20 protein-coding genes are annotated in these 20,907 nt (G+C 60.4%); 3 read left to right on the forward strand and 17 right to left on the reverse strand.

Annotated features, from left to right (window positions below; translation table 11 throughout):
- Positions 1–442: 442 nt before the first annotated feature.
- Positions 443–757 carry a hypothetical protein gene (locus A3C3_RS44980; RefSeq protein WP_145611925.1) on the reverse strand — a complete coding sequence of 105 codons (315 nt, stop codon included), beginning with the start codon at positions 755–757 and terminating at the stop codon, positions 443–445.
- On the opposite strand from A3C3_RS44980, the gene polA reads away from it, so the two are divergent.
- Both polA and A3C3_RS0103675 read left to right on the forward strand, forming a co-directional pair.
- Positions 740–3,730: a DNA polymerase I gene (gene polA / locus A3C3_RS0103670; RefSeq protein ID WP_022713264.1), complete on the forward strand. Its 2,991-nt coding sequence runs from the start codon at positions 740–742 to the stop codon at positions 3,728–3,730. The genes A3C3_RS44980 and polA overlap by 18 nt on opposite strands.
- A gap of 165 nt (positions 3,731–3,895) precedes the next feature.
- Complete coding sequence (locus A3C3_RS0103675; protein ID WP_022713265.1) at positions 3,896–6,175, forward strand: DNA translocase FtsK; 2,280 nt, start codon at positions 3,896–3,898, stop codon at positions 6,173–6,175.
- A gap of 6 nt (positions 6,176–6,181) precedes the next feature.
- Here the strand turns inward: A3C3_RS0103675 and phnN are convergent, their stop codons facing one another.
- From phnN to phnG, 10 genes are all read right to left on the reverse strand, one after another.
- Positions 6,182–6,781 carry a phosphonate metabolism protein/1,5-bisphosphokinase (PRPP-forming) PhnN gene (gene phnN, locus A3C3_RS0103680; RefSeq protein ID WP_028739376.1) on the reverse strand — a complete coding sequence of 200 codons (600 nt, stop codon included), beginning with the start codon at positions 6,779–6,781 and terminating at the stop codon, positions 6,182–6,184.
- A complete protein-coding gene (locus A3C3_RS0103685) occupies positions 6,778–7,917 on the reverse strand; it encodes an alpha-D-ribose 1-methylphosphonate 5-triphosphate diphosphatase (protein ID WP_022713267.1) in 1,140 nt (379 codons plus the stop codon). Before A3C3_RS0103685 ends, phnN begins: the two co-directional genes overlap by 4 nt.
- Positions 7,918–7,928: 11 nt before the next feature.
- The gene (locus A3C3_RS0103690; RefSeq protein ID WP_028739377.1) at positions 7,929–8,624 is read right to left on the reverse strand and encodes a DUF1045 domain-containing protein; all 696 of its coding nucleotides are present in this window, start codon (positions 8,622–8,624) and stop codon (positions 7,929–7,931) included.
- Between the two features lie 163 nt (positions 8,625–8,787).
- The gene (locus tag A3C3_RS0103695) at positions 8,788–9,405 is read right to left on the reverse strand and encodes a DapH/DapD/GlmU-related protein (RefSeq protein WP_022713269.1); all 618 of its coding nucleotides are present in this window, start codon (positions 9,403–9,405) and stop codon (positions 8,788–8,790) included.
- A complete protein-coding gene (gene phnL, locus A3C3_RS0103700; protein WP_022713270.1) occupies positions 9,402–10,112 on the reverse strand; it encodes a phosphonate C-P lyase system protein PhnL in 711 nt (236 codons plus the stop codon). The genes A3C3_RS0103695 and phnL overlap by 4 nt, the downstream gene beginning before the upstream one ends.
- Before the next feature lie 12 nt (positions 10,113–10,124).
- Positions 10,125–10,901 carry a phosphonate C-P lyase system protein PhnK gene (gene phnK, locus A3C3_RS0103705; protein WP_022713271.1) on the reverse strand — a complete coding sequence of 259 codons (777 nt, stop codon included), beginning with the start codon at positions 10,899–10,901 and terminating at the stop codon, positions 10,125–10,127.
- A complete protein-coding gene (locus tag A3C3_RS0103710) occupies positions 10,898–11,776 on the reverse strand; it encodes an alpha-D-ribose 1-methylphosphonate 5-phosphate C-P-lyase PhnJ (protein WP_022713272.1) in 879 nt (292 codons plus the stop codon). Before A3C3_RS0103710 ends, phnK begins: the two co-directional genes overlap by 4 nt.
- The gene (locus A3C3_RS0103715) at positions 11,773–12,879 is read right to left on the reverse strand and encodes a carbon-phosphorus lyase complex subunit (protein WP_022713273.1); all 1,107 of its coding nucleotides are present in this window, start codon (positions 12,877–12,879) and stop codon (positions 11,773–11,775) included. The genes A3C3_RS0103710 and A3C3_RS0103715 overlap by 4 nt, the downstream gene beginning before the upstream one ends.
- A gap of 3 nt (positions 12,880–12,882) precedes the next feature.
- Positions 12,883–13,491: a phosphonate C-P lyase system protein PhnH gene (phnH, locus tag A3C3_RS0103720; RefSeq protein WP_022713274.1), complete on the reverse strand. Its 609-nt coding sequence runs from the start codon at positions 13,489–13,491 to the stop codon at positions 12,883–12,885.
- Positions 13,491–13,967, reverse strand: a complete 477-nt coding sequence (phnG, locus tag A3C3_RS0103725; RefSeq protein ID WP_022713275.1) for a phosphonate C-P lyase system protein PhnG — start codon at positions 13,965–13,967, stop codon at positions 13,491–13,493. Before phnG ends, phnH begins: the two co-directional genes overlap by 1 nt.
- Positions 13,968–14,083: 116 nt before the next feature.
- Between phnG and phnF the strand changes: the two genes are divergently transcribed.
- On the forward strand, positions 14,084–14,821 hold the full coding sequence (gene phnF, locus A3C3_RS0103730) for a phosphonate metabolism transcriptional regulator PhnF (protein ID WP_022713276.1): 738 nt from the start codon (positions 14,084–14,086) through the stop codon (positions 14,819–14,821).
- 50 nt (positions 14,822–14,871) lie between these two features.
- On the opposite strand, the gene A3C3_RS0103735 is transcribed toward phnF, so the two are convergent.
- The 6 genes from A3C3_RS0103735 to mepA form a co-directional block, all read right to left on the reverse strand.
- Complete coding sequence (locus tag A3C3_RS0103735) at positions 14,872–15,507, reverse strand: 2,3-bisphosphoglycerate-dependent phosphoglycerate mutase (RefSeq protein WP_022713277.1); 636 nt, start codon at positions 15,505–15,507, stop codon at positions 14,872–14,874.
- 22 nt (positions 15,508–15,529) lie between these two features.
- Positions 15,530–16,354, reverse strand: coding sequence for a 4-hydroxy-tetrahydrodipicolinate reductase (dapB, locus tag A3C3_RS0103740; RefSeq protein WP_022713278.1), 825 nt, complete (start codon positions 16,352–16,354; stop codon positions 15,530–15,532).
- 18 nt (positions 16,355–16,372) lie between these two features.
- Positions 16,373–18,160 carry an ABC transporter ATP-binding protein gene (locus A3C3_RS0103745; protein ID WP_022713279.1) on the reverse strand — a complete coding sequence of 596 codons (1,788 nt, stop codon included), beginning with the start codon at positions 18,158–18,160 and terminating at the stop codon, positions 16,373–16,375.
- 95 nt (positions 18,161–18,255) lie between these two features.
- Positions 18,256–19,281: a glucokinase gene (locus A3C3_RS0103750; RefSeq protein ID WP_022713280.1), complete on the reverse strand. Its 1,026-nt coding sequence runs from the start codon at positions 19,279–19,281 to the stop codon at positions 18,256–18,258.
- 14 nt (positions 19,282–19,295) lie between these two features.
- On the reverse strand, positions 19,296–19,676 hold the full coding sequence (locus tag A3C3_RS0103755; protein ID WP_022713281.1) for a methylglyoxal synthase: 381 nt from the start codon (positions 19,674–19,676) through the stop codon (positions 19,296–19,298).
- A gap of 85 nt (positions 19,677–19,761) precedes the next feature.
- Positions 19,762–20,817 (reverse strand): penicillin-insensitive murein endopeptidase, encoded by a 1,056-nt coding sequence (mepA, locus tag A3C3_RS0103760; protein ID WP_022713282.1) that lies wholly within the window; start codon positions 20,815–20,817, stop codon positions 19,762–19,764.
- Positions 20,818–20,907: the final 90 nt, after the last annotated feature.

Below are 20,907 nucleotides of genomic sequence, written 5' to 3' on the forward strand. Positions count from 1 at the left end.
ATGCGATGGATCAAAACTTGTCCTTTAGCTTCATAAATGTGCATCTTCGCCAAAAAACAAAGCCGCCATGGCCTGGAGGTTGGCCATGGCGGCTTGAAAATGGGGACAAAGGCCCGGAGAGGGGGATAAGGCCTTTGTCCAAGCCTGATGCGGCGGGGGACAAGCCGGTAATCAGACCCTCGGCGCGATCAAACGCCGGTAGACCTGATTTGTGACCGGGAATGTGGTTTTTCAAGGGAAGCAGGCCGAGCCGACAATTACAAATTGGTAACAGTTCGGTGAAGCATTATTCCCGCGCCCTCCGGCAATCATTCCAGAAGAACGCAAGGTTCCATCCGGCAATCAAATTGCTCATGCCTCCAAGGGCGCAGTTCAGCGCAATGATGCCAAGTGCCTCGCAAGGGCCGATCGATATTAATAAAGGTGGAAAGAAATAGGGTGTTCAGCAGCTGAAGTTCTGTCTGGACACCGAAGCTTCGCGTGCGATCCAGGCGCTGCGGAAAAAAGTTGGCAGACCCTTGATCGCCAGCAGGAAAACCAGCGCGAAGAGCCCTTTGCGAAAGACAGCCGTAAGGCCGTCACCCAGCGCGTAGGAGCTGGCAAGGAACGGCATAGGCGGCCGCGAACCTGTGCGTTTCCATAGGTAACTCTTTTTCGAAGGCCATGGGTCAGCAATAAATAGTACCGCAAACTGCATGTGCAATGGACGTTTCCATCCCGCCACGCTATCCATGCAGCCATGAAAAAAGGCGATCATCTTTTCCTTATTGACGGTTCGGGTTTCATCTTCCGGGCGTTTCACGCCCTGCCGCCGCTGACGCGCAAGTCCGACGGCTTGCCGGTCGGCGCAGTCTCTGGCTTCTGCAATATGCTCTGGAAGCTGCTGACCGATGCGCGTGACACCTCCGTCGGCGTCACGCCGACGCATCTTGCGGTTATCTTCGACTACTCGGCAAAGACCTTCCGCAAGGATTTATATGATGCCTACAAGGCCAATCGCTCTGCACCGCCGGATGAGCTGATACCGCAATTCGGGCTGATCCGCGAGGCGACGCGCGCCTTCAACCTGCCCTGCATCGAGACCGAGGGGTTCGAGGCCGACGATATCATCGCTACCTATGCCCGGCAGGCGGAAGCGACCGGCGCCGATGTGACGATCGTCTCCTCCGACAAGGATCTGATGCAGCTCGTAACGCCGAACATCCACATGTACGACAGCATGAAGGACAAGCAGATCGGCATCCCGGACGTCATCGAGAAATGGGGCGTAGCGCCCGAAAAGATGATCGACCTGCAGGCTATGACCGGCGATTCGGTCGATAATGTTCCGGGTATTCCCGGTATCGGCCCGAAGACCGCCGCGCAGCTTCTTGGAGAATATGGCGATCTCGACACGCTGCTGGACCGTGCGCATGAGATCAAGCAGGAAAAGCGCCGCCAGGCGATTCTCGAGAATGCCGACAAGGCAAGGCTCTCGCGCGAATTGGTTCGGCTGCGATCTGATGTGCCGCTGGTGCTTGGTCTGGACGACCTCGTTCTCGAAGTGCAGAACGGCCCGAAGTTGATCGGCTTCCTGAAGGCGCTGCAATTCACGACGCTGACGCGCCGTGTGGCGGAGGCGTGCAATTGCGATGCCAGTGTCATCGAGGCGTCCGACGTAAAAGTCGAGTGGGGTACTGCTGCACACGGCCCCGATCTCGATGCCGTTGAACCGGAGCCGGTTGCGGGCGGCATCCCGGATGTCGAGGGGGCTGCCGTTCCGATTCCCGTCAAGGCCAAGCCCGCCGGCAAAGGCTTTGCGCCCGCCGAACTTGCCAAGGCGCGCGCCGAAGCCTTTGCAGCGCTGCCATTTGATCATTCTAGCTACGTGACGATCCGCGATCTCGCGACACTTGACAAATGGATTGGCGATGCGCGGGCAACCGGCCTGGTCGCCTTCGAAACTGAAACCACGTCGCTTGATGCGATGCAGGCGGAGCTGGTCGGATTCTCGATGGCGATTGCCGATAACGACAAGAACCCGGCGGGCGTCAAGACCCGCGCCGCCTATCTGCCGATCGGCCATAAGAACGGCGTCGGCGATCTACTTGGCGGCGGGCTTGCGGACAATCAGATACCGATGCGGGACGCGCTGCCGCGGCTGAAGGCGCTGCTCGAAGACGAGTCCGTCCTCAAGGTCGCGCAGAACCTGAAATATGATTATCTGCTGATGAAGCGATATGGCGTCGAGACAAAGAGCTTCGACGATACGATGCTGATGTCCTACGTGCTCGACGCCGGCACCGGCGCGCACGGGATGGACTCGCTCTCAGAGAAATTCCTCGGCCATAAGCCGATTGCCTACAAGGATATCGCAGGAAGCGGCAGGGCGAATGTGACGTTCGACTTTGTCGATATCGACCGTGCTACGCATTACGCTGCTGAAGACGCCGATGTGACATTGCGGCTCTGGATGGTGCTGAAGCCAAGACTTGCCGCAGCAAAGCTGACGGCTGTCTACGAGCGTCTGGAGCGCCCGCTGCTGCCGGTACTGGCGCGCATGGAAGAACGCGGCATCACGGTCGACCGTCAGATCCTGTCCCGCCTTTCCGGTGAACTGGCACAAGGCGCTGCGCGCCTGGAGGACGAAATCTATGCGCTGGCGGGTGAGAAGTTCACGATCGGCTCGCCGAAGCAGCTTGGCGACATCCTCTTCGGCAAGCTGGGGCTTGCTGGGGGCAGCAAGACGAAAACCGGGCAGTGGTCGACCTCGGCAAGTGTGCTGGAAGATCTTGCCGGCGCGGGTTTCGAGCTGCCGCGCAAGATCGTCGATTGGCGCCAACTGACCAAGCTGAAATCCACCTATACCGATGCGCTGCCGGGTTACGTGCATCCGCAGACGAAGCGCGTCCACACCTCCTATTCGCTGGCTTCGACGACGACAGGGCGTCTTTCGTCGTCCGAGCCGAACCTGCAGAACATTCCGGTGCGAACGCTGGAAGGCCGCAAAATCCGCACGGCTTTCATCTCCACGCCCGGGCATAAGCTGATCTCGGCCGATTACAGCCAGATCGAACTGCGCGTGCTCGCGCATGTCGCGGAAATTCCGCAGCTGACCCAGGCTTTTGCCGAAGGCATCGATATTCACGCGATGACGGCCTCCGAAATGTTCGGCGTTCCTGTCGATGGTATGCCGGCCGAAGTGCGCCGCCGCGCCAAGGCGATCAACTTCGGCATCATCTACGGCATTTCCGCCTTTGGCCTTGCCAACCAGCTCTCGATCGAGCGCTCGGAAGCGGGTGACTACATCAAGAAATATTTCGAGCGCTTCCCCGGCATTCGCGACTATATGGACAGCCGCAAACAGATGGCGCGCGACAAGGGCTATGTCGAAACGATCTTCGGGCGGCGAATCAACTATCCGGAAATCCGCTCCTCCAATCCTTCGGTGCGCGCCTTCAACGAGCGGGCTGCGATCAACGCACCGATCCAGGGCTCGGCAGCCGATGTCATCCGCCGGGCAATGATCAAGATCGAACCGGCACTCGCCGAAGCCGGCCTTGCGGATCGGGTGCGCATGCTGCTGCAGGTGCACGATGAACTGATCTTCGAAGTCGAGGATACCGACGTCGAAAAGGCGATGCCGATCATTGTTTCCGTCATGGAAAACGCCGCCATGCCGGCGCTTGAGATGCGCGTGCCGTTGAAGGTGGATGCGCGCGCCGCCACCAATTGGGACCAAGCGCACTGAGCGCTTCCTCCTTCCGGTCTCAAAGATTTTTCTTGATGACTTAACGCATTGGCAATCCTACGTTTTTCGTTCGAGAGGTGTGCCGTTTAGATGCGGCTGGAAGGAACTTGTTAACCTTCATTTTCTAATCCGGTTGGGTCAGAAATTGAGTGAGCAGCGGGTCGCATGCGTTTTCCCAGAACGAATTTGACGGATGCCGGTGATTTTTCGTCGGAAATAGACGTACAGCATGCGGGCGATGACATGAGTGTCGCTCCCGCAGCGCCGGTTTGGCAGAGCAATTTCTCGCTTGCACCGAACGTGCGTTTTACCCGCACGCCGGAAAACCTGATCAGTAAACGCCGCACGCCGGCCGAATCGGAACAGCCGTTTCGCGAGGAGACCGTCAGCGAAGGGCCGGCTGTTGATCTCGAGCCAAGCGCCCCGATGATGGTTGACGTGCCGTTCGACATCTATCTGCCGGAAGCCGCTCCATCCGTGTCCGAGATCGATCATCCCAAACATGTCGCCGAAATTCAGGTCGAGCCGGAATATCGCGCTTCGTCCGAGCTGACCGACATTTCCGATTTCGCCTTCTGGGAAGTCATGGCCTTCGAGGAAGCGACTGCGGCCCCGATTACCCTCCCAGTTGCTTTCCTGCCGAAGGTTGAGGTCACGCCGGAATCGATCATCTCACACTTCCGCGTGATGGAATGGCGCCCGGGAGGGAGACCGCAGAAGCTCGACGCACCAGCCGCGGCCACGGCCGCTCCAGCGCCCGTAAAGTCTATATCGAACGTGGCTCCGGCAGCCCGTCCGGCCGCCGCACCGGTGACCGCGAAAACGCAGCCGATCGCGCCGATGCCGGTTCGCGTGCAGGCCGCTGCACCCCTGGCGCCCGCACCGCGGGCTGTAACGCAGAAGACAATCCCGGCGAATATCGATCCATCCGGTTACGAGTTTCCGCCGCGCTCCCTGCTGCAGGAACCACCGGAGCGTTGTGGCGAGATCATGCCGCAGGAAACGCTCGAGCAGAATGCCGGGCTGCTGGAAAGTGTGCTGGAGGACTTCGGCATCAAGGGCGAGATCATCCATGTCCGCCCGGGTCCGGTCGTAACGCTTTACGAATTCGAACCTGCACCCGGAGTAAAGTCGTCGCGCGTCATTGGCCTTGCCGACGATATAGCCCGCTCCATGTCGGCGCTGTCGGCCCGTGTCGCCGTCGTGCCGGGCCGTAATGTCATCGGCATCGAATTGCCGAACGCGATGCGCGAGACGGTCTATTTCCGCGAGATGATCGAGAGCCAGGATTTCGAGAAAAGCGGCTACAAGCTGGCGCTCGGCCTCGGCAAGACGATCGGCGGCGAGCCGGTGATCGCCGAGCTTGCGAAGATGCCGCACCTGCTGGTGGCCGGCACCACCGGTTCCGGCAAATCCGTCGCCATCAACACGATGATCCTCTCGCTGCTCTATCGCATGACGCCGGAACAGTGCCGTCTCATCATGGTCGATCCGAAGATGCTAGAACTGTCCGTCTATGACGGCATCCCGCACCTATTGACGCCGGTCGTCACCGATCCGAAGAAGGCCGTGATGGCGCTGAAATGGGCGGTGCGCGAGATGGAGGAGCGCTACCGCAAAATGTCGCGCCTCGGCGTGCGCAACATCGACGGCTACAACGGCCGTGTCGCACAGGCCCGCGAAAAGGGCGAGACGGTCCACATCATGGTCCAGACCGGTTTCGACAAGGGCACAGGTGTGCCGATCGAAGAGCAGCAGGAAATGGACCTGACGCCGATGCCCTATATCGTCGTCATCGTCGACGAAATGGCCGACCTCATGATGGTCGCCGGCAAGGAGATCGAGGGCGCGATCCAGCGCCTGGCCCAGATGGCGCGCGCCGCCGGCATCCATCTCATCATGGCGACGCAGCGTCCGTCGGTCGATGTCATCACCGGCACCATCAAGGCGAATTTCCCGACCCGCATCTCCTTCCAGGTCACATCGAAGATCGACAGCCGCACGATCCTTGGCGAGCAAGGCGCCGAGCAGCTGCTTGGCCAGGGCGACATGCTGCACATGCAAGGTGGCGGCAGGATTTCCCGTGTGCACGGCCCGTTCGTCTCCGACCTCGAAGTCGAAAAGGTCGTCGCGCATCTAAAGACGCAGGGCCGTCCGGAGTATCTGGAGACGGTCACGGCTGACGAAGAGGAGGATGCCGAGCCGGAAGAGGGCGCCGTCTTCGACAAGAGCGCGATTGCATCCGAGGATGGCAACGAGCTTTACGATCAGGCGGTCAAGGTCGTGCTGCGCGACAAGAAGTGCTCGACCTCCTACATCCAGCGCCGCCTTGGCATCGGCTACAACCGCGCGGCATCGCTTGTGGAGCGCATGGAAAAGGAAGGCCTCGTCGGCCCCGCGAACCATGTCGGCAAACGTGAGATCGTGTCGGGGCGCGAAGAATAAAGCCGGCTAACCAATCTTCGTGAGGAAGTCGTTGAGTGTCTCGATGATCTTGCGCCCGGCTTCTTCTAGCGAGCTACTGTTGTCAAGTTCGGTGACGTCGTAGTCGCCGCGTACGGTCAGTGGGCCGCGGGCGAGGCGGGCCATAATGTCTTCGTGAGTCTCGCGGCCGCGAGCTTCGAGGCGGCCTGCCAGCACTTCCGGGCGGGCGGTCACGTTGATGACCTTGAGGCGGGGAAAAACGGCATGGAAGAGATGGAGTGCCGAGCGTGAGCCGTTGGCGATTACCAAATGTCCCTTGGCGAGCGCGACGGAAACTTCTGCTGGAATGCCGTATTTCAGGCCATGCGCTTCCCACCATACGGCGAAGTTGCCGGATTGCTCCATAGAGACGAAGCCTCCGTCGGAAACGGACAGATGATCCTCGCCGCCGGCATCGCGGTCCCGTGTGATGACGCGGCGGACGAAATGCACCTCGGGACGGCCGGCAAAATGCTTTGCCGCCAGGTTTATCAGCGTGTCTTTGCCGGCGCCGCTCGGGCCGACGACAACGACCATGATACCTCGCTCAGTGCCGGGTACCAAGTGTGGCTCGTGCGGGGGGATCATGCGACCCGGCGCCCTTCGCGCCAGACGGAACGGGTCACCGGCACGCCCTCGTCGCGGAAGACGCGGACAAGATCGGCACGAAGGCCGGTGTCGATTCGGCCGCGATCATTGAGGCTGACGGTGCGCGCGGGCGTGGCGGTCACCATCGCGATGGCCTTGGACAACGAAATGGTCTCCACCTCGTCGGCAAGAATGAAGGGTGCATAAAGCAGGCTGAGCGGCACGTAATCGGAAGAGAGCACGTCGAGGACGCCGCGCTCTGCAAGATCGCGAGCGGCGATGTTGCCTGAGTGAGACTTGCCGCGCACGACATTGGGAGCGCCCATCAGCACACTCATCCCATGCGCGTGCGATGCCTTGGCGGCGTCGAAGCTCGTTGGAAACTCCGCAAGGCGCACGCCGTTTTCAATCGCCTCGTCGACATGGGCAAGTGTCGCATCGTCGTGGCTCGCAACGGTGATACCACGCTCCTTGCAGACCTTGGCGATCGCGGTGCGGTGCGGAGTCGAATTGCGAGCGGATTCGCCGAGGCGCTTTTCGATGAAGCGCGCGAACTCCTCGTCCGAAAGGCCGCGCTTCTTCTGATAGTAGAAGACGTACTGATCCATCGTCTGGAACTGACGCTGGCCCGGCGCGTGGTCCATCAGCGAAACGAGGCGGACATAGGGATCGTCCTCGAAGTCCGCGAAATGCGCCAGCACGTTGTCGGCCGAGACTTCGCAGCGCAGGTGGATCAGGTGTTCCGCGCGAAGCCGGCCTTCCTGCTCGGCCTTCTGGATGGCGTCAGCCATCTCGCGCATTTCGCCGTGTTCAAAGCCACCGTCCTCGTCCGCGCCCATGCGCAGGCAGTCGAAAACAGTGGTGATGCCGGAGGTGACGATCTGGGCGTCGTGGGCCTGGATGGCCGCCGTCTTATTCCAGCGCAGGCCCGGGCGAGGCGAATAGTGGCCTTCCAGATGGTCGGTATGGAGTTCGACGAGGCCGGGGATGAGGTAATCGCCTTCGAAATCCTCTCCGTTTGCCGAATTGCCTTCTGAGATATCGGCAATCCTGCCGTCGCGGATCAAAAGCGAGCCATTGACGATCTCGTCTTCAAGAACGATGCGGGCGTTGGAAAGGACTGTCTCTGTGGTCATCTGCGGATCTCTCAGCGTTTGGCGCCAGCAAGCGGCAGCCAGGAATGAATCTTGAACGGCCCGCCGCGCTCTTCTTCTGTGAAGACCGCGAGGCCGGAAATGGAAAGCGGCCGACCGATGAAGGCGGCAAAACGCTTCTCCAGGATCGATTTCATCAGTGCTGAGCGCTCTTCCGGCACCTGGCCGGTCAGCGTCATGTGGAAACCGAAATCCTCCATCACATAGGGATAACCCCAGCGCGTAAGGTTGGCGCGCTGGCTTTCCGTCAATTTTTCAGGCTTTCGCCTTGCAATATCGGCCTCGCAAAGCGCTGCGCGAAACGGCTCGAAGGACTTTACCACGCTTGCCGCGAAATCCTGAAGCGGCGCATGCAGAAAACCTGGAACGAGCGCAAAGAAGCGGCCGATCTGCCCGAGGACAAGTTCGGGGATTTCGAATGCCGGTGTACGGCCGGTGAAATCCTCGACGACAGCCATCAGGTCTCTCTCGTTGACCGAAGAGGCAAGCGCAAAAGGCGCCTTTATAGTCGCATGAAAGCCGTAACGGCGCGGATCGGCTGTCAGCTCGAACTGCTCTGCAGCCGGCATCCCATCTTCCTCGGGAGCCGGATAAGTTTCGCCCGCAAACGCGTCGCGCCCAAGCCAGATTGAGGCAGCGCCAGTCAGGGGATCGTTCTTTGGCGGCGTGAAATAAAGGGCGTAGCGCAAAGTTTTTGTCCTGAAAAAATGGTCGAGCAGAGCCGCAATGTCAGCGATTTGGCGACGGACTGCAAGCAAGCTCCCCGGCTAAAAGATTTCCGTGACGGAATGATGATCAAGCGGCGACATAGAACTTTCAGCAGGCCTTGCCTGCGCCGTTGTGAACAGAGTTTTAGCCCTCATGCCGGCAAAGGAAGCCTTGGGCCGACAGCGCCCGGAAATCCTCGAGCGCTGCGCGCAACCTTGAATGCTCCCAGTCCCACCAGGCAAGTTTGTCCATCCGCTCACCGATTTCCTTGGGGAAGCGTTCACGGATAAGCTTTGCGGGAACGCCGCCGACGATCGTGTAGGGTGCGACATCTTTCGAGACGACTGCGCCAGCACCGATCACCGAACCATTGCCGACGGTGACGCCGGGCAGGATGGTGGCCCCGTGGCCGATCCAGACGTCATGGCCGATGACGACGCGGTTGGAGCGTCGCCATTCGAAGAACTCGCTCTCCATATTTGCATCCGGCCAGTAGTCCGCGGCGCGATAGGTGAAGTGATGCAACGTCGCACGCCATGTCGGATGGTTGGTCGCGTTGATGCGAACGGCGGCGGCAATATTTACGAACTTACCGATCGTCGCGCACCAGATGGAGCCGTCCTGCATGATGTAAGAATAATCGCCGAATTCGACTTCACTGATCCGGCAGCGTTCGGATATTTCCGTATAACGGCCAAGTGTGGCATCGCTGACGGAGGCTGTCTCATGAATATAGGGCGTTTCGCCAAGCTTCCGGCTCATGCTGCAACCGCCTTGCGCGGCGAAAACTGCTGGACGTCGAGGATGCGATCGGCGACCGCCTCTCGCACCTCCTCGTCATGGAATATGCCGAGAACGGCAACGCCCGCCCTTTTTTTCTCCGCGATCATGCTGACGACAACGGCGCGATTTGTTGCATCGAGAGAAGCGGTCGGCTCATCGAGCAGCAGCACCGTATGCTCTGTGATAAAACCCCGAGCGATGTTGACGCGCTGCTGCTCGCCACCCGAGAAAGTCGCAGGCGGCAGTTGCCATAACGCTTCGGGAAGATTGAGCTTTTCAAGCAGTGCTGCCGCTTTTTCGCGGCCGCCGGCTGCGGCCTCTCCGCGAGCAACCAGTGGTTCGGCAACGACATCGATCGCGGCAACGCGCGGCACGGTGCGCAGGAACTGGCTGACATAGCCGAGCGTATGACGGCGGACATCGATAACGGTGCGCGGGTCCGCAGCGGCAAGATCGACAACCCGGCCCTTGTGGCTGATCAGGATCTGGCCGGTGTCGACGGCGTAGTTGCCGTAAATCATCTTGAGCAGGGAACTCTTGCCGATGCCCGAAGGGCCGCCAAGCACGACGCATTCGCTGGCAGCAACGGAGAAGGCGACATCGGAGATGACCGGCAGCTTGATGCCATCGCGCAAATGCATGGTGAAGCTCTTCGAGACTTCGGAAACGACGAGGGGCGTTGCCATGATTGTTGCCTTTCAGACCTGCAGGATCGATGAGACGAGCAATTGCGTGTAGGGCTCGCGCGGGTCATCGAGCACCCGATCGGTCAGACCGTGCTCAATGACATAGCCATCCTTCATCACCATCATGCGATGCGAGAGCAGACGCGCGACGGCGAGGTCGTGCGTGACGATGATGGCCGAAAGGCCGAGATCATTGACGAGACCGCGAACCAGATCGAGCAGGCGCGCCTGAACCGAGACGTCGAGGCCGCCGGTCGGTTCGTCCATGAAGACGAGCCGCGGGCTGGTGACGAGATTGCGAGCGATCTGCAGGCGCTGGCGCATGCCGCCCGAAAAAGCGCGGGGCTGATCATCGATGCGGCCGGCGTCGATTTCGACACGCTCCAGCCAGTCGATGGCAGTCGAGCGGATTTTGCCATAGTGCCGGTCGCCGATCGCCATCAGCCGTTCGCCGACATTGGCGCCGGCCGACACCGTCATGCGCAGGCCGTCGGCCGGATTCTGGTGCACGAAACCCCAATCGGTGCGCATCAGGAAGCGACGCTCTGCCTCGTTCATGCGGTAGAGATCGCGATAGTTTCCGTCGCGCATATGATATTCGACGCTGCCGGTGGTCGGCATCAGGCGCGTCGAGATACAATTGAGTAGCGTCGTTTTGCCGGAACCGGACTCGCCGACGACGGCCAGCACTTCGCCCGGCCAGAGCTCGAAAGAGGCATTCCGGCAGCCGATACGATTGCCATAGAATTTCGAAACGTCGTTGACTTTGAGGAGAGGGGTGTCGGTCACTCCGCAGCCTCCTTCGGCGCAAGCATCTCGCCTGCATGTCCCTGCTCGCGACGGTCTTCGCAATGGTCGGTATCGGAGCAGACGAACATCCGTCCGCCCTTGTCGTCAAGGATCACTTCGTCGAGATAGACATCCTCCGCGCCGCAAAGAGCGCAGGGTTTGCCGAAGCGCTGGATCTCGAAAGGGTAGTCTTCGAAATCGAGGCTGACGACTTCAGTATAGGGCGGCACGGCATAGATCCGTTTCTCGCGGCCGGCCCCGAAGAGCTGAAGCGCGCCCGATAGATGCATTTTCGGATTGTCGAATTTCGGCGTCGGCGAAGGATCCATCACGTAGCGGCCGGCGACCTTCACCGGATAGGCATATGTCTTGGAGATGCGGCCGTTATGGGCGATGTCCTCATAGAGCTTCACATGCATGAGGCCGTATTCTTCTAGCGCATGCATCTTTCGCGTTTCGGTTTCGCGGGGCTCGAGGAAGCGGAGCGGTTCGGGGATCGGCACTTGGTAGACGAGCACTTGGTTGGCTCCGAGCGGTTCTTCCGGGATGCGGTGGCGCGTCTGGATGATCGTCGCATCTTTGGTGTGGGTGGTCACCGCGACGTTTGCGACCTTCTGGAAGAAGGCGCGGATGGAGACAGCGTTTGTGGTGTCGTCGGCGCCCTGGTCGATGACCTTGAGGACGTCGTCCGGCCCGATGATCGAAGCGGTCACCTGCACCCCACCGGTGCCCCAACCATAGGGCATGGGCATTTCGCGCGAAGCAAAAGGCACCTGATAACCGGGAATCGCGATCGCCTTCAGGATGGCGCGGCGGATCATCCGCTTGGTCTGTTCGTCGAGATAGGCGAAGTTGTAGTTGGCAAGATCGCTCATTCGGCGGCCTCCTTGATGGTGTCGCCGCCGGCACGGTTCGCTTCGAAGTCGCGGCGCATGCGGCGGACAAGGTCCAGTTCGGCCTGGAAATCCACGTAGTGCGGCAATTTCAGATGCTCGACGAAGCCGGTCGCCTGGACATTGTCGGAGTGAGAAATGACGAATTCCTCGTCCTGTGCCGGCGCCGTGATGTCTTCCCCGAGCTCTTCGGCGCGTAGCGCGCGATCGACCAGCGACATCGACATCGCCTTCCGTTCGCTTTGGCCGAAGACGAGGCCATAGCCGCGCGTGAACTGCGGCGGTGCCTTGGCCGAACCCTTGAACTGATTGACCATCTGGCATTCCGTCAATTGGATCACGCCGAGCGACACGGCAAAGCCGAGTTCGGGAACGTAAAATTCCACTTCGACCTCGCCGATGCGGATTTCCCCCGTGAAGGGATGATTGCGGCCGTAGCCCCGTTGCGTGGAGTAGCCGAGTGCCAGGAGGAAGCCCTCATCGCCGCGGGCGAGCGCCTGCAGGCGAAGGTCGCGGCTCATCGGAAACTCCAACGGTTCACGGGTCAGGTCACCGATCTCGTGGTCCACCGGCATATCGCCGTCGGCCTCGATCAGCCCTTCTTGGCCAAGAATCTCCGACACGCGCATGATGCGGCCGGCTTCAGCAGGGCGTTGCGCCGGTTCTTCAACGGTCTCGTCGGAAAGCAGCGAAGGATCGAGCAGTCGGTGCGTGTAGTCGAAGGTCGGACCGAGAAGCTGGCCGCCAGGCAAATCCTTGTAGGTCGCCGAAACGCGGCGCTCGATCTTCATCGCCGCGGTGTCGAGCGGTTTCGAATAGCCGAAGCGTGGCAGCGTCGTGCGATAGGCGCGCAGCAGGAAAATTGCCTCGATTATGTCGCCGCGCGATTGACGGACGGCAAGTGCGGCGAGCGTGCGGTCGTAGAGCGAGGCTTCCGCCATGACACGATCGACGGCAAGCGCCAGCTGTGCGACGATCTGGTCGATACCGATCGCAGGCAGCGAGCGGTCGCCGCGACGGCGGTCGGCAAGCAGGCGATGGGCATTCTCGATGGCGGCCTCACCCCCTTTGACGGCAACATACATGGCTCACATCTCCGTTGCGATGATCTTGGTGGTGCGCGGCAAGCAGAGGAAACGGCTGCCTGCCGTCAGCACGAGGTCGATGCCACGCGGAAAGAGGGCGTGATTTTCCGTCCAGAGCCGCAGGAACGTCTCCGGCAGGCCGATAGGCGCAATCTCGTTCACGCTTTGAATGCCGGGGCCTGTCAAGGCCAGCTGGCGGCCGCCTTCGAGTCCTGCAAGTTCGACGATCAGCGTCGTCGAGCGATCAGGATATTCCTGCGTGCCTAAGGCAAAGAGTCCGAACGAGGAAAGCGTCACGCCGTGCTCGATAAAGGCAAAGCGGGCTTCAGCCTTTTCCGGCACCACGGGCGCGCCGGTGTGAAAGCCAAGCCAATCGAGCGTTGCGGATTTCGCAAGCCCGGAAGATAGCCAGACCGGTGTATCATGGTCGCACAGCGTCAGCGCAATTGCGCCTGCGGCTATGCCAAGTGGCGCAGGTGGCGCGACTTCGGGCGCGATGGTCTGGATCGTGCCGGGGCGCGCCATGCCATCCATCATGGCCTTGAAGACGTTTTGGGTGTGGAAAACGGGTTCGGAAAAACCACCCGTCAGGGCTTCTGTCTTGAGGCTCATCAGTCGTCTCCGCGCACCATGGTGAAGAAATCGACCCGTGTCGCCGCCGTCTCGTCCGCCTTGCGCCGATCGACCCCAGCGATCCGCGCCGTGATGGGCGAAAGCAGCCTCTCCTCGACGAAATCCTTCATCGCATCGTCCTGCCACAGTGCGTCGAAGATCGCGGCAAGCCTTGCCTTTTCGCGGTCGGTGCCGAGCGCCTGCGCATGACCCACGGCGCCGGAACCAAGCCGTATTGTTGCGCGCGTAACGGTGACCTCGCCAAGATTGAAGGGGGCGCCGCCGCCGCCGATGCGGCCGCGCACCATCACGAGACCGGTTTCCGGCCCGCGCACCGGTTGAACCGCTGGCTTTTCAATGAGTGCGTCAAAGGCTTCAACGAGTTCGTGCCGTTCAGCCCGCGCGAGAAGATCGGCAACGCGCTTGCGGTCAATCTCTGGCTGGGTCGCAAGGCTCTTCTGTTTCGCTGATGTCATCGCCGTTCCTTTAAATGTCTATTGATATAGACAACCATACAAGGTATTTGTAGCCTTAAGGTGAGGACGTGACAAGCGTGTGACATCACTCAAGTGAAAGTGCAGGGCGGGAACGAATGGCCGGACTAAACCAGGTACAGAGACAAACGGGCGTGGCGCTCTGGCGCCAGATCGCGGACCGTATTCGCGACGCAATCAGTGCCGGGGCTTATGACGAGACCGGCATGGTGCCGCCGGAAACTGTCCTGGCGCTGCAATTCGGCGTCAATCGTCATACGGTCAGAAGCGCACTTGCCGCCCTTGCTCAGGAAGGCATCGTGCGCGCAGTGCAGGGCCGCGGCACCCTGATCGAGCGGAAGGAGAGGCTGAATTTCCCGATCACGCGGCGTACGCGCTTCACCGCCGGTATTGGCGCTCAGGCGCGCGAGATGCGGGGCCTGCTGCTCGACCATGCGGAAGAGAGGGCTGATGCTGACGTTGCGCGCTGGCTAAGGCTGAAGTCCGGGACGGCGGTGATCCGTCTCGAAACATTGCGTCTGGCCGACAAGCGGCCGGTATCTTGCGCAACGACATGGTTTCCGGCCGACCGGTTTGCCGGTATAGACGAAGTCTATCGCAAGACGGAATCGATCACCAAGGCCTTTGCCGAACTCGGCCTGCCGGATTACGTCCGCGCAACGACCGAGATTACCGCCGCTCACGCCGATTCACACGACATCGGCACGCTCGAATTGACGCCGGGCGCCATCCTGCTCATCGCCAAGGCAATGAATACCGATCTTGACGGCGTGCCGGTTCAGTATTCGATCAGCCGGTTTGCAGCCGACAGGGTGCAGTTCACGATAGAGCATTGAAATGAAAAAGCCGGGCAGCGAGCCCGGCTTTTGAATAAGGTGTTTAAGGCTTAATGCGCCCCGGACATATCGCCGAGCACTTCCTTGGAAGCGACGGTGGAGTCGGCATTGAGCTTGTAAACCATGGGAACGCCGGTCGCGAGGTTGAGCGCCAGGATCTGTTCCTTGGTCAGGCGGTCCAGCACCATGACCAGCGAACGCAGCGAGTTGCCGTGGGCGGCGACGAGCACTTTTTCACCGCGCAGTACGCGTGGCAAAATCTCGGTGAGATAGTAAGGCCAGACGCGCGCGCCGGTGTCGCGCAAACTTTCGCCGCCAGGAGGCGGGACGTCGTAGGAACGCCGCCAGATATGAACCTGCTCCTCGCCCCATTTGGCACGGGCATCGTCCTTGTTGAGGCCTGAGAGGTCACCGTAATCGCGCTCGTTCAGTGCCTGGTTGCGGATCGTCTTGAGGTCCGGCTGGCCGATTTTGTCGAGAATGAGCGTCAACGTGTGCTGCGCGCGCACGAGCGCCGACGTGAAGGCGATATCGAATTTTATGTCGTAGTCGGCAAGCGCCTGCCCTCCCGTATTGGCTTCTTCGATACCGAGTTCCGTGAGATCCGGATCCTTCCAGCCGGTGAAGAGATTTTTCAGGTTCCAGTCGCTCTGGCCGTGGCGAACGAGGACGAGGGTGCCGCTCATGAAATATGCCTCCTTAATGAGATCAATGTGAGGAGAGCCCGAGCACGTCGAGCATGGAGTAAAAGCCGGGCTTCTTGTCGCGCGCCCAGAGCGCCGCCTTGATGGCGCCGCGCGCGAAGATCGAGCGGTCAGCGGCGCTGTGCGACATTGATACAATCTCGCCTTCTCCGGCGAAGAGAACGGAATGTTCGCCGATCACCGAACCGCCGCGCAGCGTTGCAAAACCGACCGTACCCGTCTCGCGCGCGCCGGTATGGCCGTCGCGGACGCGGACGGATTGCGACGACAGGTCGATATTCCGGCCTTTGGCGGCAGCTTCTCCCAGAAGCAGTGCGGTGCCCGACGGCGCATCGACCTTGCGCTTGTGGTGCATTTCGAGGATTTCGATATCCCAATCGGCAGCATCGAGCGCTCGTGCAGCCTGCTCCACGAGAACGCTGAGAAGGTTCACGCCAAGGCTCATATTGCCCGATTTCACGATACGCGCATGACGCGATGCTGCCGCGATCTTGGCATTATCCGCATCCGAACACCCGGTGGTGCCGATGACATGGACGATGCGCGCCTGAGCGGCCAGTGCAGCAAATTCGTTTGTCGTCCCGGGCGTTGTAAAATCCAGGACGCCGTCGGCATGAAGAAAGGCCGCGAGAGGGTCGTCCCCAATGGTGACGCCGTTTGGTCCAAGGCCTGCGATTTCGCCTGCATCCTTGCCAACGAATGGCGAGCCGGGCCGGGCCACGGCCGCATGCAGCGTGACACCTTCCATGGAATCGATAAGCCGGATCAGCGTTTGTCCCATGCGACCGGCTGCCCCAACCACTACCAGCTTCATCGCAGCATCGCTCATGTCAGTTCATAATCCGTGTCAAAAAGAATCCGAGGCGGCGGGCCGCTGAAGATTGTTGAGGCGAGCGTAAAGTCCGTCGTTGCGCTTCGCAAGCGTCTCGTGATTGCCTTCTTCGACGACACGGCCCTGCTGCATCACGACCATCTTGTCGGCACGTACGACCGTCGAAAGACGATGGGCGATGACGACGACGGTGCGGCCGGTCATTGCTTCATCGAGCGCCCTCTGCACGGCCGCTTCGGATTCCGTATCGAGTGCCGATGTAGCCTCGTCGAGAAGGAGGATCGGCGCTTTCCGGACGAGCGCCCGGGCGATCGACAGTCGCTGGCGCTGGCCGCCTGAAAGCGTCACGCCGTTTTCGCCGACAGGTGTATCGTAGCCGTTGGGTTGCGCGAGGATGAATTCATGGGCATAGGCAAGGCGGGCGGCCTCTTCCACCTCGGCGTCCGTCGCTTCCGGCCGCCCATAACGAATGTTTTCGCGGATCGTGCCTTCGAAGAGATACGGCTGTTGCGACACATAGGCGAGTTGCTGGCGAAGCGACTGTTTGGTGACGTGTGCAATATCCTGGCCATCGATGAAAATCTGCCCGCTCTTCGGGTCGAAGAAGCGCGGAATGAGATTGATGACCGTTGATTTGCCGGCACCGGAAGGGCCGACAAGCGCCGTCGTCTTACCGCCCTCTGCAACAAAACTCACGTCGTTGAGGATCGGATCGGCACTGTAAGCAAAGGATACGTCACGGAATTCGATGCGGGCATTCGTCACATTCAACGGCTTGGCATCAGGAAGATCGCGCTGACGCGGTTCCATGTCGAGCAGTTCGTAGATCATGCGGGCATTGACGACGGCGCGCTCCAGCTGAACCTGCAGTCTTGCAAGGCGGCGAGCCGGATCGTAGGCGAGCAGCAAGGCCGTTACGAAGGAGAAGAATGCACCCGGCGGCACGTTATGATAGATCGAACGGTAAGCGGCATAGGCAAGGATGCTGGCGACGGCGAAGCCGGCGAAGGTCTCCGTCATCGGCGCATTGCGCTCCGAGAGGCGCGCGATCCGATTTGCGCGGTTTTCCGCAGCCCCGACAAGCTTGTTGAGCTTGCGTACCAGTTCGCCCTCCATTGTGAAGGCTTTGACGATCGCAATTCCCTGGATCGTTTCCTGCATTGCGCCCAAGACGTGGCTGTTGAGATGAATCGCTTCCCTGGTCACCTGACGCAGTCGCTTGGAAAGATATCGCAAGCCGTACAGGAGTGGCGGAGCCAGGATGAAGACTGCAAGACTGAGCAGCGGATCCTGAAAAACCATCACGCCGAGCAGCGCGATGAACGTGAGCAGGTCTCGCGCAGTCGACGTGATGGTCAGATTCATGACATCGCGGATGCCGCCGACATTCTGGCTGACTTGCGCTGCGATGTGCGCCGAACGGGCTTCGTTGTAGAAGCCGACGGAGAGCGTCATCAGGTGGGCATAAAGGCGCCGCTGGTAGCGCGCCACGATGTTGTTTCCGATCCTAGATAGAGCCACCGCTTGGCCGTAGCTCGCAAAGCCACGCAGTACGAATGCGATGAAGATCGCAAGACAAATGATCCAGACCATATCCGCACGGCGATTGGCGAAGGCTTCGTCAATGATTACCTTCATGATCCAGGCGGTGAACGCAGTCGAAAGTGCGACAACAACGAGGCAGCAGATCGCGAAAGCATAGCCCCCAATATGATCACGGCCGTTTTCGGCGATGATGCGCTTCAAGACGCCGGTGATGGTATCGCTGCTGACGGTGCGCTTCTTGTTCGCGGACGATTCCAAAAATAGAGCTTCCTGTCTCGGACTACGTGCGCCAGATGAGCCGCGCGCTTGGGGCGGCTCTATAAAGAGTTGGCGGGCTTTTGGCTAGAGCGGCACTATCGGCGCCAGCGGCGGCCCTCGGTTGAGACCCCGAAGCTTGCGGGCTGGCGAGCATAGAAGGAAAGCCCGGCGAGGGCTGCAAGCGGGTGAGTCACCACATAAGTCGGAATAGCCCTCAGCCAGTGCGAGTGCGGCGCTTTGTCCTCGAACGCGGCGCGGAATTCCGACCGCCTCAATGCCGGCAGGATCTTCTGCGAGATGCCGCCTGAAAGATAGACGCCGCCCTTGGCCATGAAGATCATCGCCAGATCGCCCGCGAGCCGGCCGAGGTAAGTTGAAAAAAGCGAGATGGTCTCCACGGCCGTCTTGTCGGTTCCAGTAAGCGCATGGGAGGTGATATCGGCTGGATCGTGGTATTTGGAATCAATCCCGTCCGCCTTGCATATCGCGCGGTAGAGATTGACGATGCCGCGTCCGCAAAGGATTTGCTCGGCCGCGACGCGGCCCTCGATAGTCTCGATATATGGGAAGATTTCCAGGTCGCGCTTGCTGCGTGGTCCGAGATCGACATGGCCGCCTTCGCCCGGCACGGGAATCCATGAGCCTTGCGCGTGCACGAGCCCGCCAACGCCGAGGCCGGTTCCGGGACCGAGCACAACACGGGAAGCGACAAGTTCTCCGGATGCGGCGCCAATGCGCTCGCGATCGTTCTCACCGAGCGCGGAAATCGCCAGTGCCTGCGCCTCGAAGTCGTTGATGACAATCACGTCCTCGATGCCGAGACCTTCAAGCATCGTATGAGGACGGACGATCCAGTCGCAATTGGTCAGCGGAATTTCATCGCCGTTGATCGGGCCGGCAACGGCGAGAATAGCCGCACGCGGGCGCATGTGCGTCTTTGCAAAAACGCCCTTCAGGATCGCTTCATCGATGGTTCCGAAATCGGCTGTGCGAACGTTCGGGAAATTGACAGCCTCGGCCGAGGCGTCCGCTAGAATGGAGAAGCGCGCATTCGTTCCGCCGATATCGCCAATCAGGATCGGAAAAGGCAGGTGGGCATCGCTGGTGTTGAGCATGGACATAGCCGGTTCCGTGTCTAGGCGTGCAGAGTGGGGATGAGTTTTTCGGCAGTCGCTTCGTTCAGCGCCATTGGAATATCGTAAACGATCGCAAGCCGCATCAATGCCTTCACGTCAACATCATGCGGCATTGGCGTCAATGGATCGACAAAAAAGATAAGTGCGCCGACTTCACCGGTCGAAATCAATGCACCGATCTGCTGATCACCGCCGAGCGGCCCACTCTTCAGCCGGGTGACATCGAGATCGGGCACCGCATCGAGGACGCGGCCGCCGGTTGTTCCGGTTGCCACGATCTTCCATTTGGAAAGCTGGTCTTTGTTGCGGCGGGCAAATTCCGCCATCTCATTCTTCTTCTGGTCATGCGCAATCAATGCGAGGCATTTGCCGCCGGCCATGAAAAAGAACCTCCATCCCGTGAATTCAATCGATTTGGCCGCTTCTATACCAAGCCCACGATCTGAAAAACAAGCATTTCCACTCTCATTGCACCAAGGGCTTGTCGGTGGGAACAGGGCCGACGGCAGGAAGAAGGTCCCCGGCCGCTTCCGGTACGGCCGGTGCTGCTGTCAGGGCGGTTGCAGCCGAGCCGCCATTAGTCGCCGCCATGGATGCAGCGGCCGGCGCATCCAGAACGGCGGCGCAAGATTTCGGAAGATCGGACACCATCATTTCGCGCGGGGGCTTAGGTGGCCGGGCATTGGGCTTTGGTGCGGCCCACGGCTCCTTGGTGAACCACCAGGCCAGCGACTTGCCGCAGCCATCGCCGTCGGTAATTGGCGCCTGCGGCTTGCAGGCCGCAGCGCCTGGCGGGCATTTCATACGAATGTGGAAATGCGAATCGTGGCCGTATATCGGGCGCAGCTTGCCGAGGTTCGTGCGGTCACCCGTCCAGGTATCGCACATCTTTTTCTTGATTGCGGGGTTGACGAAAATGCGCTCTACCTCGGGATAGCTTGCCGCAAGCATCAGCAGTTTGGCGTGGGATTGCGTCCAGACCTTGGGGTCGATTGTCAGGAACTTCCCCTTCTGCAGCGTCGTGGTGAAGGGAAGATCTTCGCGCTCCTGTGCTGTCATCCGGCGTGAAGGCATCGGCGTCAGCCAGACGTCGGCATCGAGGCCGATCTGATGCGAGGCGTGGCCGTTGAACATCGGCCCGCCGCGAGGTTGGGCAATATCGCCGACCAGAAGCCCCGGCCAGCCGATCTTCTGCTGCGCATCGCGCGACAATTGCTCAAGCAGTGCAATCATCGCCGGATCGCCCCAACGGCGATTTCGGGAAAGGCGCATCGCCTGCCACGTCGGACCATCCACGGGCAAGGCAACGCCGCCCAGCATGCACCCCTTCGAATAGAAGCCGATCGGTTGGGCCGGGCCCTGTGCGGGCAGGGAAGCCGAACCGAAGAGCGCTTTGGCGCTGCCGGGACTCGGCTGTTTCTGCTGTGCTCCCGCATCGCCCGCAATCAGGCTTGCACCGATGATACCCGCCAAAGCGAGTCTGCCGATTGTCTGGAAAGGCGGAGCAAGGCGGAATGTCATGCGGTATCCTGAATGTCTGCCGGAGTGATTTGCATCGAATCTTACCGTGAAAAGCAATTTTGGTGAATCGATGTTTTGGCAGCAAGGTTC

It is taken from the genome of Rhizobium mongolense USDA 1844, from assembly GCF_000419765.1.
Lineage (GTDB): Bacteria > Pseudomonadota > Alphaproteobacteria > Rhizobiales > Rhizobiaceae > Rhizobium > Rhizobium mongolense.

Bases quoted from the DNA above. Each gene is read 5' to 3' on its own strand.
- polA (WP_022713264.1), top strand. From the start codon at position 740: ATGAAAAAAGGCGATCATCTTTTCCTTATTGACGGTTCGGGTTTCATC.
- A3C3_RS44980 (WP_145611925.1), bottom strand. From the start codon at position 757: ATGATCGCCTTTTTTCATGGCTGCATGGATAGCGTGGCGGGATGGAAA.
- A3C3_RS0103675 (WP_022713265.1), top strand. From the start codon at position 3,896: ATGCGTTTTCCCAGAACGAATTTGACGGATGCCGGTGATTTTTCGTCG.
- phnN (WP_028739376.1), bottom strand. From the start codon at position 6,781: ATGATCCCCCCGCACGAGCCACACTTGGTACCCGGCACTGAGCGAGGT.
- A3C3_RS0103685 (WP_022713267.1), bottom strand. From the start codon at position 7,917: ATGACCACAGAGACAGTCCTTTCCAACGCCCGCATCGTTCTTGAAGAC.
- A3C3_RS0103695 (WP_022713269.1), bottom strand. From the start codon at position 9,405: ATGAGCCGGAAGCTTGGCGAAACGCCCTATATTCATGAGACAGCCTCC.
- phnL (WP_022713270.1), bottom strand. From the start codon at position 10,112: ATGGCAACGCCCCTCGTCGTTTCCGAAGTCTCGAAGAGCTTCACCATG.
- A3C3_RS0103710 (WP_022713272.1), bottom strand. From the start codon at position 11,776: ATGAGCGATCTTGCCAACTACAACTTCGCCTATCTCGACGAACAGACC.
- A3C3_RS0103715 (WP_022713273.1), bottom strand. From the start codon at position 12,879: ATGTATGTTGCCGTCAAAGGGGGTGAGGCCGCCATCGAGAATGCCCAT.
- phnH (WP_022713274.1), bottom strand. From the start codon at position 13,491: ATGAGCCTCAAGACAGAAGCCCTGACGGGTGGTTTTTCCGAACCCGTT.
- phnG (WP_022713275.1), bottom strand. From the start codon at position 13,967: ATGACATCAGCGAAACAGAAGAGCCTTGCGACCCAGCCAGAGATTGAC.
- phnF (WP_022713276.1), top strand. From the start codon at position 14,084: ATGGCCGGACTAAACCAGGTACAGAGACAAACGGGCGTGGCGCTCTGG.
- A3C3_RS0103735 (WP_022713277.1), bottom strand. From the start codon at position 15,507: ATGAGCGGCACCCTCGTCCTCGTTCGCCACGGCCAGAGCGACTGGAAC.
- dapB (WP_022713278.1), bottom strand. From the start codon at position 16,354: ATGAGCGATGCTGCGATGAAGCTGGTAGTGGTTGGGGCAGCCGGTCGC.
- A3C3_RS0103750 (WP_022713280.1), bottom strand. From the start codon at position 19,281: ATGTCCATGCTCAACACCAGCGATGCCCACCTGCCTTTTCCGATCCTG.
- A3C3_RS0103755 (WP_022713281.1), bottom strand. From the start codon at position 19,676: ATGGCCGGCGGCAAATGCCTCGCATTGATTGCGCATGACCAGAAGAAG.
- mepA (WP_022713282.1), bottom strand. From the start codon at position 20,817: ATGACATTCCGCCTTGCTCCGCCTTTCCAGACAATCGGCAGACTCGCT.